The following is a 15835-nucleotide window of genomic DNA, read 5'->3' on the forward strand; positions in this document are numbered from 1 at the left end:
TGCTTTCGATGTTTAGTATCATAGTAGCACATGGATCAAAATAAGGGGGAAATTGTGTGTTAGGGCCAGCATTACTAATCTTTTTACTGCAAATTATTTATGTTCCAATCTTAACAATTCGTACAATTCTTTTAGTAAAGAACCAAACGAAATCAGCAGCCGGTGTTGGACTGTTAGAAGGTGGCATCTACATCGTAAGTTTGGGAATTGTATTCCAGGATCTATCTAATATTTGGAATATCACTGCGTATGTAATTGGATTTAGCGTCGGTTTGCTGTTAGGAGGGTATATTGAAAGGAAACTGGCGATCGGCTACATTACATATAATGTAAGTTTGTTGGATAAATCTAATGAATTGGTAGAGGCGTTACGATCGTCAGGATTCGGAGTTACGGTATTTGAGGGAGAAGGTATTAATGATACAACCCGTTTTCGTTTGGATATAGTGGCGAAACGCTCAAGAGAGAAAGAATTCCTGGAAATTGTAAACACGATTGCCCCGAAAGCATTTATGGCTTCTTATGAGATACGTTCATTTAAGGGTGGATATTTAACCAAAGTGATGAAAAGAAAAAAAGATTCAATAAGAGAACCACGCAAGGTCAACTAGAGTTTTTCTTTTATCAAGGGGTGTAGTTTTAAGGATTAGGTGTATTGTCGAGGGTTAGAAAGAATATGGGTTAAAAAACACCTATCTTCAACAATTAAATAGTTATGTTACTGAAAAAAGCATAGCGAGGCGCCATGCTTTTTCTATTTATTGTATTATATGAGAGTAGCGCAAATAAATATATGTGTGTGAAAAGGAGGAAAATGATTGTAATAGATGCTCCAACCTTAAAAAGGAATACAAATAATCATTACACTAGGATATTTTATACGCTTACAAAAGGTATGGGCCCTACTACATTTCAAAGCTATGATAGTTTCCCTCTTGACTTGTTGTATGACTTTTAAATTTATTTTGCTTGAGTACTACCCTCATAATCGTTCTGGGCATCTTGATCATTATGGGTACGGAAGTAAAGTTCTAGCTCCTCAAGTGTGCGTCCCTTAGTTTCCGGCAAGTATTTCTTCATTAAGGCGATGGCCACAACCCCTATAGCTGCGAAGGCAAGGAATGTTGCAGACAAGCCGATTTTATCGAGTAATATCGGGAACGTTAAACCAATAAAGAAATTCGTTATCCAGAGGAAAAACACGCTGATTCCCATGCCGAGACCTCGCAACCGTAACGGGAATATCTCCGAAAGCGTAACCCACAATACCGGCCCAATGGCTCCCTGCATAAAGGCTAGAAACGTGACTGTCAGGGTAAGCATAACATATGGAAGCGCGGCCGACCCTTCAAGTATAAATGAAAATATCCCAATAAACAGGAGTACTGTCGTTGTTCCTGTTAGCCCAGTCAGCATCATTGGTCGACGGCCAACCTTGTCAAGAAGCCAGATGCCGACGAGAGTTGCCAAAACCGAAATTACACCATTGGCAGTATTACCGATTAATGCAGCGGATGTCTCAAAACCAGCATCTCTAAGGATTTCAGTTCCATAATACATAATCGAGTTGACACCCGTAGCTTGCGACACAACAGCAACCCCAATTCCAATCAATACGAGGCGGCGCATCCATGGCACATTCAGAAGGTCTCTAAAAGTCGCTTTCTGTACTCCTGACTCCTCATTTAAAGCGTTTTCAATTTCGTTAAGTTCGGATTGAGCCTGACTCTTCTCACGTATCCTTCTTAGGACACTTAGTGCAGCCTCATTTTTACCTTTTGAAACCAGCCAACGCGGACTCTCCGGCATTTTAATCATACCAAAGAACAAGATAACTGCTGGAAGTGCCGCGATGGCTAGCATGTAACGCCAAACATGTGAGTGGTCACCCATTGTGGTGCCAAGAATAGCGTTGAAGACGAAAGCCAATAGTTGTCCAGACACAATCATCAATTCGTTCCAAGTAACCATTTTGCCTCGGCTCTCTGCTGGTGCCATTTCCGCTAGGTAGGTCGGAACCGTTACGGACGCGCCCCCTACAGCAAATCCCAGCAGGAAACGAAAAGCAATCATCACTGTAATGTTCGGAGCAAGGGTACATCCAAGAGTAGCTATAAAGAACAACACAGCAAGATAAAGAATATTTTTGCGACGTCCAACATAATCAGATAGCTGACCGCCAAACACGGCACCTAGAGCGGCACCCAAAAGAAGAGCACTTGCAATAAGACCTTCTGTGAATGAATTAAGACCGAGCGCTTCCGACATATACGGCAAGGCACCATTGATAACACCCGTGTCGTATCCGAAAAGAAGCCCACCGAATGTTGAAACCAAGATAATGGTACTAAGGAACGACCTGTAATTGACTTGTTTATTCATACCTATATTCCCTTCCCTCTCCTTAAGAATAGAATGGTAATGTTCCATCATTTATGTTGTTGAGTCAGTAAAACGTATTCTAGTGGAGGAGCCAGAGGTGAATGCTATTTAGCTTCGAGTCACCTCTTGAGTCCCATCACAGAAAAAAAATTTGTTAATCCTTATTTAACGACTTCATTTGTCAAAAAACAAGGGTGTCGTCACGGGCGGAGTCTAGTTAGTATATAGGCGTGCGGCTTTCATTTCTCCCACACCAAAGGGAAGTCTCGTTGTTTGACCCCGAATTTAGTTTTTATGAGAAATTGTAATTTTTCTTTCGTTTATCTTAGTCAAAGCTTTTTGGTAATGCCTCTTTCAATACTTGAGTTGATTTTTTTAAAGCAGTTAGCGGATCCATCGTTAGATCCTCCATTTCAAGACTGACAGGTCCGTCATAACCAGCCATACTAAGCACTGAAAAGAATTCCTTCCACCAATTCGTATCATGACCATGACCTAATGCTACATAATTCCATGAACGATTTGAAAAACTATCAATCGTTTTTGTATCAAGTACACCCTGCGCTTCCACGAGTCCTTTTTCAATACGTGTATCTTTAGCATGCACATGATAGATTGCTGGTCCTAAGGTTCTTAAGGTCACAATAGGATCTCCCCCCATCCAGAAGAGATGACTAGGATCAAAGTTCATGCCAACCATGTCTCCCACATGATTCCTTAACCTAAAGAGCGTTTCTGGGTTATAAACAAGCTGGGAGCCATGATTTTCTAGAGCAATCTTTTCAATGCCATATTCCTTTGCTTGTTGCACAGTTTTTTCCCAGTATGGAAGTGCTACCTCATTCCATTGCCAATTTAAGATTTCAAGATTAATTGGGGGCCAACTTGTTGTGATCCAGTTAGGAGTTTTCTCCCCTGGTCCTCCCCCAGGAAGTCCCGACATCATATTTATGTTTTTTATCCCCAATAGTTCTGCAAGTCTAAATGTTTTTTCTACAACTATCTGGTGTGCTCGTCCCTCCTCATTTGGAGCTAACTGATTACCGGAGCAATTCAAAACTTCAATGGAAAGTCCTCTTTCTCTTAAAACGTTTACAAACTTTTCCCGTTGAATGGAGCTTTCTATTAAAGCATCCAGGTCCACATGTGGCGCTTTAGACCAATTGCCACAAGCAAATTCTAAGGTTTCATAGCCTAAGGATACGGCAGTGTCAGCCATTTCTTCAAAAGACATAAATCCTAAACAATCTGTTACCAAACTCATTCGCATCAACAAACACTCCTTTTTCTTAAATTAATGTTTTTCCACCAGCAATCGTCATGGAAGTACCCGTAATATAGTTTGCATTCTCACTACTTAAAAACAGCATGAAATCTGCGATTTCCTCAGGCTTCGCCAACCTCCTCATTGGTACCTGGCTTGTTAATAATTCTTCATATTCTTCCGGTGCTTTCCCTTCAATCGTGCTTCGTTTTTGGAAAACCTCTCGTAGCATTTCAGTATCTACAAAACCAGGACAAACTGCGTTGACTGCAATGCCATATTCCGCTAGTTCGAGAGCTAGCACTTGGGTTAACGAGTTAACTCCTGCTTTTGATGTACAATACGCTCCGTTCCCAAGCTCTCCGATTTTTGAAGCCTGTGAAGAAATGGAAACTATTTTTCCGTTTTTGACCTCATTTTTAATCATATTTTTGGCAACACCCTTACTAAGCAAATACACAGATTTTAGATTTACATTAAATACTCGATCCCATTCTTCTTCTTCTATATCTAGGATTAATCTTGAAGTAGAGATACCAGCACAGTTTGCCAACACGTCAATTTTTGTAAATTGGGACTCAACTTCCTGTAATGCAGCATCAATTTCTTTCGATGAAGTCACATTTACTACAAGCGGTAGCACTGTTACTCCTAATGCCTCTATTTCTTTTGCAGTTGCTTCAACGGTTTCTTTATTTAAATCCATCAATACAACATTAGCACCATGTTCAGCATACTTGACAGCCACTGCCTTCCCTATTCCTCTTGCAGCTCCTGTAACAATACATGTCTTTCCTTCTAATTTTCTTTCCATTTCTGCCACCCTTTTCTAGTTAGTGTTTTTAAATCTTGTTTTTGTGCATACGCTTGTATTGATGCGCAAAAAATATATAAGAAGGTAGAATAAGTTTAAATGTTTATTCCACACGATTCTCTAATGACTAAAGTAGGACTAATCTCAAGTTTTTGCTTTACATTCGATTGTATGGAGCTTGCCTTCTTAGTTAATCGCTTACATATCAACGCTATATTTTGTAGTGATTTCAGCACTTTCCTTATTTAAATCTATCTATACATTATTAGCATCATGTGTAGCATATTCGGTGGCCTATGCCCTCCTCATTCCTCTTGCAGCTCCTGTAACAATACATGTCTTTCCTTCTAATTTTCTTTCCATTTCTGCCGCCCTTTCCCATTTAGTGTTTTTAAATCTTGTTTTTATGCATACGCTTGTATTAATGCACAAAAAAATATATAAGAAGGTAGAATAAGTTTAAATGTTTATTCTACACGATTCTCTAATGACTAAAGTAGGACTAATCTCAAGTTTTGCTTTACATTCGATTGTATGGAGCTTGCCTTCTTAGTTAATCGTTTACATGCCAACGCTATATTTTGTAGTGATTTCAGTACTTTCCTTATTTAAATCTATCAATGCATTATTAGCGTCATGTGTAGCATATTCGGTGGCTTATGCCCCCCTCCCCATCCCTCTTGCAGCTCCTGTAACAATACATGTCTTTTCTTCTAATTTTCTTTCCACTTCTTCCACCCTTTTCTAGTTAGTATTTTTAAATCTTGTTTTTGTACATACGCTTGCATTGATACAAAAAAATATATAAGAAGGTGGAATAAATTTAAATGTTTATTCCACACGATTCTCTAATGACTAAAGTAGGACTAATCTCAAGTTTTTGTTTCAGAGTCAACTCTGTGGAGTTTAATTTCTCAATTAATCGCTTACATGTTAACGCTGCAATTTCTTTAGTAGGTTGATGTATTGTGGTAAGGTATGGTTTATAGAAGGTACATAATTCAATATCATCAAATCCTACCACGGCGATATCTTCCGGTACATTAATACTGGATTCCTTTAATGCCTGTATTGCTCCCAATGCCATTAAGTCATTCTGAGCAAAGATAGCAGTAATATCTCTTAACACCTCTATATTATCCTTTATCACCTGGTAACCTGATTGAAATGTAGTATCTCCATAAAATAACATCTTATCACTATAGTGAAGATTATTATCACGTAGAGCTGCTTTAAATCCTTCGGTCCTTAACTCAAACTCGCCGCCTATATGACTTGCTGAGATACACATTATACTTTTATGTCCCTGCTTAATCAGATGATCCGCAGCTATATATCCTCCCTTAAATTGATCAACACATACAAAATCTACATCTCTTGTTTTGTAAAAAGGCGGAATATACTTGCAGAAAATAAAGGGAATATCTGTTTGTTCCAAGATAGTTATTGTTTCATCATCTAAAGCTGGCTCTAAAATGATAAGTCCATCTACTTTTTTTGCAGCAAGAAGTCTCTGAATGTTATTTTTTTTTGTGAATCTATTCTCAAAAAATGAGAAAACTACATCAAATTCCATTTGTTCTAAACTTTCAATCAATTCATTCTGCCACGATCTGAAGTGCATTTCTCCCTCAAAACCAAACAAAATTTTTGGAAGAACTACACCAATCGTATAGGTTTTATTAGCACTTAGGCTTCTTGCGTGAGCATTAAATTGAAAGCCATGTTCTTGTGCAATTTTTAATACTTTTTTCTTTGTTTTCTCAGAAATCCTCGGGCTGTTATTTAAACATCTCGATACTGTAGATTGACTTACATTCGCCATTTTCGCAATATCTTTTGTGGTAATCGCCATAATAGCTTCATGCCTCTTCCATTTTATTTTGTGCATTCGTATGCTTTGTGAATTGATTACATTTTATACTATGGAGATTGTTTAGTCAAATTAACAGTTGTTGCAGAGCACTAAATATTTGGCACTTTCAATACCTAAAATATAAAATCACTACTCACAATATCTTCTGAGATGATTGTCATAATAGCTTTGAACTCTTCTTATATTGTGCATTCGTATGCACTAAATCTTGATATCATCTTACAATATCGAAAATATTTAGTCAATAATTATTTTCCATCTAATAATTATTCACTGGTCATAAAGATACAGCATTTTTAATACATAAAACACTATTTTTGTAGAGATTGTTCTTTCTTGACCATACTACGTATAGTTTGATACGACGAATCAAAAAGCATCCACAATGTTTTTCCTATGCAATTTTCATTAAAGGGATTTTTTATGTCAAAACTCCCTCTTTTATACTATCTATCCTTTATATCCCCTATTCATGTCAGATCGACATAACATTCGTTAGAGGAAGTAGAGTCTTTAACCAATATTATTCAATCTCATTGATGCATTTTTAAAAATTATTTACAAATAATAGTAATTATATTTTGAGTCTACACTTTTATCTTCCTTGTCTGAATGGATGCTTGTTTATGTAGGGTACATGAAATTAAAGGAATGGCATGCTTGGTGATCTATTCCTGTATACATTATTATTTTTGGACTTTGGTTGCCTTGGCATTTAAGGTTACTAGGAAGAACATTATGGATTTGCTGTATATTATCTGCTTTTCCTGTGGCATTATTTGTACCTTTACTAATCACTTTAATATAGAATTGGCGCTTTGGCTGATGGTGTCTGCTCTTTCCTGTTTTATATTTTTGGCTGTATTAATTAACAGGGGATTTCCCTCTAACAGTGAGAAAACAATGTAATTGGAGAACGTATTAACACAATTACGTCGTTGGGGGACTAATTTATCCATGGAAAAAATAATTTTGTGGTCACTACTCATAATCGGAATTGTCCTATTGTTTTTTAGTTTAAGAAAACCACCAATCAAAAATTGGATTTTAATCTTTTTATTGACCTCATTTTTTTCAATGTTTCTTGGTGTTCTTGTTGTAGAAAAGAACATGCTGGAATATCCTATACGATTTTTAAGTCACTATTTCACGTCCAGCATTCTTTACGAACATCTTCTATTTCCAGTTGTTTGTATTTACTTTTATCAAACAACTTATCATTCAAGCTATATCAACATGGTTATACAATGTACATTGTACACCTCTGCTTTAACAATCATTGAGGTTATTTTTGAAAGATATACTGCGTTGATTCAATACCATACATGGACATGGGTATACACGTTTATAAGCACCTTTTTTCTAATGATGTTTGTCCGTATCCTGATGCAATTGATAAACAAGAAAGAAAAAATAAGTGAATCCAAGAAATGTCCATAGCAACCCCCTCCCTGTTCGGAGAGGGGGATAGTATCTCAATACTGCTCATTAGAACTCTTGAGTTAGAGAGCTGTTAGAAATATAAAGGAAATCAAACAGATCAAAATCGTGCATTTGTATTTGTATCTTCACTTTTTCCTATCTTAGCCATAATGGAGCCAGCAATAGCGCTGAAAATTTGCTAAACAGGGTTATCCTGCTCTTCCCTTTTTCTATATATAAATCTTCCAATGACTACTTTAAATGTTTATCAAAAAAATTTCTAACAATATCTAATACACGCTTTTGCCAAAAATCATCCGTTCCATGTCCGGCACCTTTAAGTTGATACATGATCGCGTTATGTCCATTATTTTGTAAAGCAGTAAACAATAATTCACTTTGGTTATAAAGGACTAATTCATCTTCGTCACCATGCATGATAAAAACCGTCCCGCCTTTTTCATAAGAGAAACCCAATCCCACTTTGACATCAAAGCGGGATCGGGTTTCCTTATGCTCTCCTCTACCTTTCTGAAAAAATGGATCCCAAAATGTTTCTAAATGTACCTAAGATGTCTTATTAGTAGTGCAAATCAAACAATTATTCGCTTTCATTTTCATTGTTTCCGTTGCCATGAATAGATAACCAATTTGCTAAAAAACATAAAAAATATAAAGTGTAATCAATACATGAAGGAGGTAATTCAAATGAAAAAACTTTCAAATTTCGTCGCTTCAGTAGTGGAAAGCTATATCAAATCAATGGAAGCATACGGAAACGCTTGAATTCGTAATAAATAAACTTCTTAGACTTAAGCCATCAAACATGAGGAGTAAATCATAATGACTTATTTCTATCATAAGATTCACTAGCCGATTCATGAAACTAAAAACGTGAGTTGGCTTTTTTGTGTGAAAAATACTTCTGTTTACGAGTAAAAAACCAGCCCATGGCTGGTTGACATAATATGCGAATATAGGAAGTGAAAGTAGTGACTACTCTTTCTTACTGATTTCTTTTACGACCTCTACCTCAGTTCTTCTAACTAGTTGCACATTTTGACTGTTATAATTGATTGCCCCTTTTTTCCTAATCTCAATCATCTCATTTTTATAATCATAAATGACTATGTACACATTTTCCTGAAACCTTACTTCTTTCCCAAGCACTTGAGTGAACCCCTCTCTACAAATCAGAGAATTTTTATGTTTGTTTTAGATATGACATACCTACAATGTTATGATATAAAAATATGAACATTTGTCAACATAATATCGTTTTTGGTTAACATAAAATATCATTATCAGGAGTCAATGTATCTAAGGTTCGAAATAAAATACCCTCCGGTAATCCGAAGGGTATCCATGTTCACATAATCAGTAAAAGCGGAATTCAATCTAGTTATAAAATTATACTGAAATAAATTATCCGCATGCAATTTATCTAAAATCCTATAAAAACGCCCTCCAGTTCCTAGCTGGAGGGTTTCGTAACGTTAGCGGAAGTTAAGCTTTTGTTTATTAATCCGTTTTTTAAGGATTTGTATTGTTGCAATTCCTGCTGGATTCTCATTGTGCACTTCGATGACACGTCGTAATCTAACACATACTGTTTTTTCTAAGCTTCTAACTAATAACTTGTGGCACCCCAATTTACGAATCGTTTCCGTGCCCCATTGAAGGATGAAAATAGCAAATATAACGAAAGCAGCGACTTGAATGTACTCCGGTAAAATCAAGCTTAGGGGAGTTCCTATCCCTTTCTTTTATGTAACGGTTAGTCTTTTTTTCTTATCAGTGATTTCATTTAGGCCGATTCGGATCATTCGGAAAACAAAAATCCATGATATTATCATCAGAATAAGTTGTCCAAGCGAATTAAGTATAGGTGAGTCCCAAAGAGCATGCATCATCACGACTAGAATAAATATGAAAACAAATTTTGACTTTATCAACATGTTTAACCGGAATTTTGAATCTCCTTGTACCCTGCAGAGTGCAGCCCCTGTCAAAGCCGCCCACGCGACATGTCCTCCGGGAGAAAATACACTACGCCACAAGATTGTGTTGTAAAGCATATGAAAGCTGTCGGAGAGGAGTGCCCGTAATGCATAACCAGCAGTCTCAAAAGACGCGAAACCGACCCCGACTGCAGCCCCTAGCAGCAGCCCATTAAGAACATATTTATATTTAAGGTGGCGAACAAAAAAAATAACAGCGACCACTTTGGCCAGTTCCTCAACGATTCCAATCGTGATGGGATTGATGTTACTCCGAAGAATATCATAAAAGATCAGCGCCAATAAAAGGGATAGGATTCCCCCGATAAAGACCACATAGACAATCTTGTAAATAGCAATATTCTGAGGAGCGTTCATTTCCCAAAAAAAAATCAGAGTCGTAAATGGAACAGCAAAGGCACCAACGACGATAAGACCCGGTATAAAGTTTATATTTCCGAACAAGCTTACACCCAAGTACAATCCTAAGTATACGATGAGCATAATGAGGAACACCCTCGCAAAAAGCCAAGGTTTTGGCCATGTAGCCGCCACTTCTTCGATTGTGGGCGTGGTTAGCGAGGTACCTACAATAAAAAGCCGTTCAGCCTCGATATCACTATGTTTTCGAAACACGCGCGAAAAGATATTTTGAAATTTAGGTTTAACCGACCGTCGGTTACTCGGAATCCCGTCAACAAGCTGTGCAAATTCGTAAAATAGGCTGTTTGGGTCCTGCTCTGGAGTTTCACGACTAAACAACTCATGGCCACAAGTTAAGCAGAGCCTTACCCCTTCCGGATTAGAATAGTCACAGTGTGGGCATTTCATTTACCTTCACCCCTTCTTATACACAAATACAACAAAAATACCCATATTATGGATATAGGAAGCCGAACGTCATTCGGTTCCAACCATTCCTTGATAATATGTGTAAAATAAAGGGAAAATACACAAATAAAACCCGAGGTACGAAAAATCCATCTTGATCAAACTTTATTCTAAATCGACTATAAAGCGCATTTGTTGAAAAGATATAAAAGGATTATACATATTAATCAGGATAATATATATAATCCTTTATATGACATCTCTAGTAAGGAACAATGTATATCTTACTCATGTGACATAATCCCGCATTATCAGGAGGCAATGTACCTAGAATCTTATAAAAAATGCCCTCCAGGTACCTAACTAGAGAGATTTGCTTGTTTACATAATTGACGTTAGAGGAAGTCAGTTAGTATGTTATTTATTCCATAGGTAGCGAGCATACAAGCTGTAATACGTGATAAAATAGACCCCATGACGAAGAACGCAATGACAATGCCATAATCTTGGCTAGAGACCTCATAGCCAATGATTGTTCGCACGACATAGATGATTAAAAAAACAATGAGTAATAGATAGGATAGCTCAATGTTTTGTTCTTTTGTTTCATCTCAGTCCGTTTCTTTTTCATGAAATAACGGAAGTATCCCCCAGTCATACCAACAAGAAATAAGGTACCAAATAGATACTTGAGCGGATGAACTGTTGTTACAAAAGCCTCCCAAAATGAAACGGCGGACATAACAATCAGAACACTGACTTTGTTTACCGCTGCCACATGCTTACGATTCCTATTCCTAATAACAGCATATCTTTTTAAATCCTTTTGGTAATGAAATTACTTTATTAATTTCCAACGGAAACCCTCTTCATTAATCGCTTTAATTTATTTTCTGTATCTGTTTCCTCTACTGGTGTATAGATACTGCACCGTAAATCCATATCGCCTTGAACTTGAAGAGAAGTTAAATTAAACAACATTTTGCCTGCTTTAGCATGTCTAAATTCAATTGTCATTTCTGGGGCCTTACTTACTTGACTTTCTTGCCATAAATCCTCGAATTCTGAATGTGAACGACTCATTTCTTTAATAAATTGGTTGTACCATTCATCACCTAAATAGTGTCCATAGTAGGTACGGAAAATAGCAAGAAAGCCTTTCGCAAAATGTTCCCAATTGACGGCTAATGCTTTTAATTCTTTTCTAGTGAACACTAAACGAATCAAATTTCTTTGATCATTCGGTATTTGTTCAAAATCTAAAAAAACATGAGCAGCTGCAGGATTCCAGCCCACAATATGGCAATGTCGATCCGTAATGATAGTCGGACAATACGTTAATTCAGCTAGTATTCTCTTTAAAGAAGGGCTAAGCTCTGATTGATCTTTTTTTTGATGGATAATTTCTGATTTTGCCTCTAAGGCTAGGTCATATAAGTAGTCTCTTTCATCATTATTTAATTGTAGAGCTGAAGAAATACAATCTAGTACGATTGAAGAAACCTTTATATCTCTTCCTTGCTCTAGCCATGTATACCAAGTGGTACTTACCCCTGCTAATTGTGCAACCTCTTCCCTCCGTAACCCCGGTGTCCTTCTTCGTGTTCCAGCAGACAAACCAATAGACTCTGGCTTAATTTGGGCACGCTTAGTTTTCAAGAATATCGACAAAGCTTCAAGCCTAGTTTTATCATTCATTTTTAAAACTCCCCCATATCCATTTAGCCTATTAGTATTTATACCAGGATAAACAATCACTTGTAATAGGATAAAAGATCTGTAAAATACAAGTATATTATTGATTGGGAGGGATGAAAAGTGGAAAGAGTTGTGATTACCGGTATAGGAGTAGTCTCCCCTATAGGAAACAACATCCAAACATTTTGGAACAATCTGATTAACGGGAAATCTGGTATATCTCCTATTGATACATTTGATGTTACTAATCATAAGACAAAAATTGCAGGTATCGTCCAAGATTTTGATGCAGATGAAGTTTTAGGAAGGAAAGAAGCAAGACGTTTAGATCGCTTTTCTCAATTTGCTTTGGCTGCTGCTGAACAAGCTTGGGCAGATTCTGAGTTAGAACTCGATCGTATAGATGTAGAAAGATTAGGCGTATACGTAGGTTCAGGTATAGGGGGAATTGAAACCTTAATTGAAAATATTGATGCGCTGAGGAAGAAAGGGCCAAGAAAAGTCAGCCCAACTCTAGTACCTGCCATGATTTCTAATGCTGCAGCTGCACAAATTAGTATCAGGTGGAACGCGATGGGGCCTTCTTTGTCGCCTGTTTCTGCCTGTGCAATTGGAAATACAGCTATTGGTGAGGCCTTTAGACTAATTCGTTCTGGAGAGGTTGACGTTGTGTTTGCAGGTGGAACAGAAGCAGCTATAACAGACTTATCAATAGCAAGCTTTGGTAATGCTACAGCATTATCAACAAGAAATAATGATCCCACTAAAGCAAGTCGTCCATTTGATGAAAACCGAGACGGATTTGTCATGTCAGAAGGAGCTGGAATTCTAATCTTAGAATCTTTATCTCACGCTTTACATAGAGAGGCAAAGATTTATGCAGAAGTCATTGGATATGGGGCAAGTTCAGACGCACACCATATCGTAGCTACACATCCGGAAGGTAAAGGGGCCTATCTGGCAATGAGATCAGCTTTAAAAAATGCCGGTATATCGCCTGAAGAAATTGATGTTATTAGTGCCCATGCAACAAGTACAAAAGTGGGAGACATCTCTGAAACGATGGCTATTAAGCAGTTGTTTGGCAAACAAGCTTATCAGATTCCAGTAACAGCTAATAAATCTATGCTTGGTCATATGTTAGGAGCAGCTGGTGGGGTTGAAGCAATTGCTTTAGCAATGAGTTTAAAGGAAGGGATAATTCCTCCAACAATTAACCTAGAAAATCCTGATCCATTATGTGATCTCGATTATGTACCATCTGTTGCTCGCCAAGTGAAAATACATACGGGTCTATCTAACTCATTTGGTTTCGGAGGTCATAATGCAGCTATTGTTTTAAAGAAATACGAATGAATAAACTTTCTCTCGTCGATCTGACCGTTTTCTCTAGAAACGGTTAGATTTATTCCATTAAATGGCCCTTTTACGAAATAACATGACTGTAGTTTTAGGCCACCTTTTTTAATTGAAGAACCTTATTTTAACTTATCAGCTATCGCTTTAAAGGGGTGTTGGTCAACTAAGAGAGGAAACAAAAAAACCACCGAATCATGAGAACACTTGAAATACAAGAAAAAAGGGCGCCTTCCCTATTTAAAGAAGAGCGCCCTTTAAGTGAATAACGGTTAATTTCTATTATCTAATTACATCTAAGAAAAAAATCTTTTGAGATCAATATTTTCCCCAATTTCATTCAAATCCGTTATTTAATATATACTACAAACCTTAAAACAAGTACTAACTCACACTCAACCAACTTGCGTAGCGTCATCCTCATTTAATAGGGTTCTTTTCGACAATTCAGCCGAAGAATCAGGAATTGGAAACAGTTCTGACAACCTTTTTACCTTCCCATCGGCATCTTTAAATACAATGTGATCACGATTGAATTTACGGGGGGTATCGATGCCACAAGCCGCAGCTAAGGCAAACAATCCTTGACGAACATTAGTAATATAGTTCATGACACGCCATTTCTTTTCCTCCGGCACAAGTGCTTCTTGATATTTTGGATCGGTGGTCGTTACGCCTGAAGGGCATTTACCGGTATGGCATTGTAGAGCCATAATACAGCCGTTAGCAATCATAAACCCTCGTGCAGAGTTCACTGCATCTGCACCGATCGCAAGTGCAATAGCAATTTTATCAGCTGAAATCAACTTTCCTGAAGCAAAAATTTTCAACTTATTTCGTAAACCAAACTGGTGTGCCTTATCTACCACCGCAATTAAAGCAGGATATAAAGGAAGCCCCATTGTATCTGCCATTGATTTGTAAGTGGCGCCTGTTCCTCCTTCTCCCCCATCAACCGTAATAAAGTCTGGATAAATCCTAAGATTATTCATAGCCTCGAAAAATTCGTCCAAGTTGGCAGAGTATCCGACGACAATTTTGATTCCGACAGGTTTTCCACCTTCATCTTGCAGGTTTTTGATAAACTGCAGTGTTTCTATCGCATTATGCAAAAATGGAAAGCGATTAGGTGAATTGATGGTTTTTCCCACTGGAACCTTACGAATGTTTGCCACCTTAGTTGTGACCTTCGCTCCTTCTAGATGTCCACCTCGGATTTTTGCGCCTTGGCCGAATTTAATCTCAAATGCTTTTATATTCGGCTCCTGTGCTTTTAGCTTAAATTCAGCAATAGAAAAATTCCCCTCATCATCCCGAAAACCAAACAAACCAGGGCCAATTTGGACGACCACATCTGCATCACTTTCTAAATGCTCTGGTGCAATTCCGCCCTCCCCCGTATTAATCCATGAACCGCCTGCCATGTGACTGCCATGACCTGTTGAAAGAATATAGTTTTCACCCACTGCTCCGTAAGATGTGGCGGATGCACCGAATGGACCGCTTAGTCTCCATGGAAATTTCCGATCACCGCCAACAATTACAGCATCTTCCTCATGATAAAGCCAACGTGTTGTTTGATCCTTTTCAAGCTGTTCATGACGAGTAAACAATCCCTCATGATCAATTTTATATTTCATTGCATGGATTTTCTCTTGATTGTCTACCCTTAATTCTTCATTCAACAGTGGAAACAAACCATTTGCAATATAGTAACCAGGTTTTTCAAAGTCACGTTTGGAACCAAAGCTTAAAAGATCACTTCGATATTTAGCAGAAAAAACAATCCCTAAAAAGTCTGATCGTGAAAATGGCTTACCGCTGTTATCATCGTCAAACCAATATTGCCTGAATTCTGGTCCAATCTTTTCTAATAGGTAACGCATCCATCCCAAATAAGGATGTGCCCTGATAATCGAATGCTGTGGTTTCCTTGCTAAATTATTTAACCACAAAAGCAAGCAAATCGGTCCAACAATAAACACAATCAATAGAAAGATTAAAATAGTCCATAACATCAGACATTCCCCCTTTATATAACATACAAAACACTACGAATCTATTACCACTATATACCAAAAGGATTACAAAAGGTGTCGACGAAGCAATTTTACATAAACATTTCTAAGAAATTATTTTTATATTTTTCTATTTACAACTTGTTAATAAAGGAATATATTTATCATCATAAA

General features: G+C 37.4%; 14 protein-coding genes. 3 read left to right on the forward strand and 11 right to left on the reverse strand.

Features of this window, described 5'->3' with window-relative positions; translation table 11 throughout:
* Positions 1-56: 56 nt before the first annotated feature.
* The gene (locus tag AAHB12_RS21790; RefSeq protein ID WP_342047052.1) at positions 57-611 is read left to right on the forward strand and encodes a DUF2179 domain-containing protein; all 555 of its coding nucleotides are present in this window, start codon (positions 57-59) and stop codon (positions 609-611) included.
* A 349-nt stretch (positions 612-960) separates the two neighbouring features.
* Here AAHB12_RS21790 and AAHB12_RS21795 read toward each other — a convergent pair whose 3' ends face one another.
* The 5 genes from AAHB12_RS21795 to AAHB12_RS21815 all read right to left on the reverse strand — a co-directional run bounded on the left by AAHB12_RS21795 (position 961) and on the right by AAHB12_RS21815 (position 7448).
* On the reverse strand, positions 961-2382 hold the full coding sequence (locus AAHB12_RS21795) for a sugar porter family MFS transporter (protein WP_342047091.1): 1422 nt from the start codon (positions 2380-2382) through the stop codon (positions 961-963).
* Between the two features lie 325 nt (positions 2383-2707).
* Positions 2708-3652: a sugar phosphate isomerase/epimerase family protein gene (locus tag AAHB12_RS21800; RefSeq protein ID WP_342047053.1), complete on the reverse strand. Its 945-nt coding sequence runs from the start codon at positions 3650-3652 to the stop codon at positions 2708-2710.
* 19 nt (positions 3653-3671) lie between these two features.
* Positions 3672-4460 carry an SDR family NAD(P)-dependent oxidoreductase gene (locus AAHB12_RS21805; RefSeq protein WP_342047054.1) on the reverse strand — a complete coding sequence of 263 codons (789 nt, stop codon included), beginning with the start codon at positions 4458-4460 and terminating at the stop codon, positions 3672-3674.
* Between the two features lie 823 nt (positions 4461-5283).
* Positions 5284-6315: a LacI family DNA-binding transcriptional regulator gene (locus AAHB12_RS21810; protein ID WP_342047055.1), complete on the reverse strand. Its 1032-nt coding sequence runs from the start codon at positions 6313-6315 to the stop codon at positions 5284-5286.
* An 815-nt stretch (positions 6316-7130) separates the two neighbouring features.
* Positions 7131-7448 (reverse strand): hypothetical protein, encoded by a 318-nt coding sequence (locus AAHB12_RS21815; RefSeq protein WP_342047095.1) that lies wholly within the window; start codon positions 7446-7448, stop codon positions 7131-7133.
* On the opposite strand from AAHB12_RS21815, the gene AAHB12_RS21820 reads away from it, so the two are divergent.
* A complete protein-coding gene (locus AAHB12_RS21820; RefSeq protein WP_342047093.1) occupies positions 7414-7776 on the forward strand; it encodes a CBO0543 family protein in 363 nt (120 codons plus the stop codon). The two genes, AAHB12_RS21815 and AAHB12_RS21820, sit on opposite strands and share 35 nt — an antisense overlap.
* A gap of 234 nt (positions 7777-8010) precedes the next feature.
* Here AAHB12_RS21820 and AAHB12_RS21825 read toward each other — a convergent pair whose 3' ends face one another.
* The 5 genes from AAHB12_RS21825 to AAHB12_RS21845 form a co-directional block, all read right to left on the reverse strand.
* The gene (locus AAHB12_RS21825; protein WP_342047056.1) at positions 8011-8241 is read right to left on the reverse strand and encodes an alpha/beta hydrolase family protein; all 231 of its coding nucleotides are present in this window, start codon (positions 8239-8241) and stop codon (positions 8011-8013) included.
* Between the two features lie 513 nt (positions 8242-8754).
* Entirely contained in the window at positions 8755-8928 is a 174-nt protein-coding gene (locus AAHB12_RS21830; RefSeq protein WP_342047058.1) for a hypothetical protein, read from the reverse strand.
* 596 nt (positions 8929-9524) lie between these two features.
* Complete coding sequence (locus tag AAHB12_RS21835; protein ID WP_342047059.1) at positions 9525-10589, reverse strand: PrsW family glutamic-type intramembrane protease; 1065 nt, start codon at positions 10587-10589, stop codon at positions 9525-9527.
* A 553-nt stretch (positions 10590-11142) separates the two neighbouring features.
* The gene (locus tag AAHB12_RS21840) at positions 11143-11367 is read right to left on the reverse strand and encodes a hypothetical protein (protein ID WP_342047060.1); all 225 of its coding nucleotides are present in this window, start codon (positions 11365-11367) and stop codon (positions 11143-11145) included.
* Between the two features lie 68 nt (positions 11368-11435).
* Positions 11436-12287, reverse strand: coding sequence for a helix-turn-helix transcriptional regulator (locus AAHB12_RS21845; protein WP_342047061.1), 852 nt, complete (start codon positions 12285-12287; stop codon positions 11436-11438).
* Between the two features lie 120 nt (positions 12288-12407).
* Between AAHB12_RS21845 and fabF the strand changes: the two genes are divergently transcribed.
* On the forward strand, positions 12408-13643 hold the full coding sequence (gene fabF, locus AAHB12_RS21850) for a beta-ketoacyl-ACP synthase II (RefSeq protein WP_342047063.1): 1236 nt from the start codon (positions 12408-12410) through the stop codon (positions 13641-13643).
* A 395-nt stretch (positions 13644-14038) separates the two neighbouring features.
* On the opposite strand, the gene AAHB12_RS21855 is transcribed toward fabF, so the two are convergent.
* Positions 14039-15661: an FMN-binding glutamate synthase family protein gene (locus tag AAHB12_RS21855; RefSeq protein ID WP_342047064.1), complete on the reverse strand. Its 1623-nt coding sequence runs from the start codon at positions 15659-15661 to the stop codon at positions 14039-14041.
* Positions 15662-15835: the final 174 nt, after the last annotated feature.

This window comes from Bacillus sp. OTU530 (assembly GCF_038440375.1).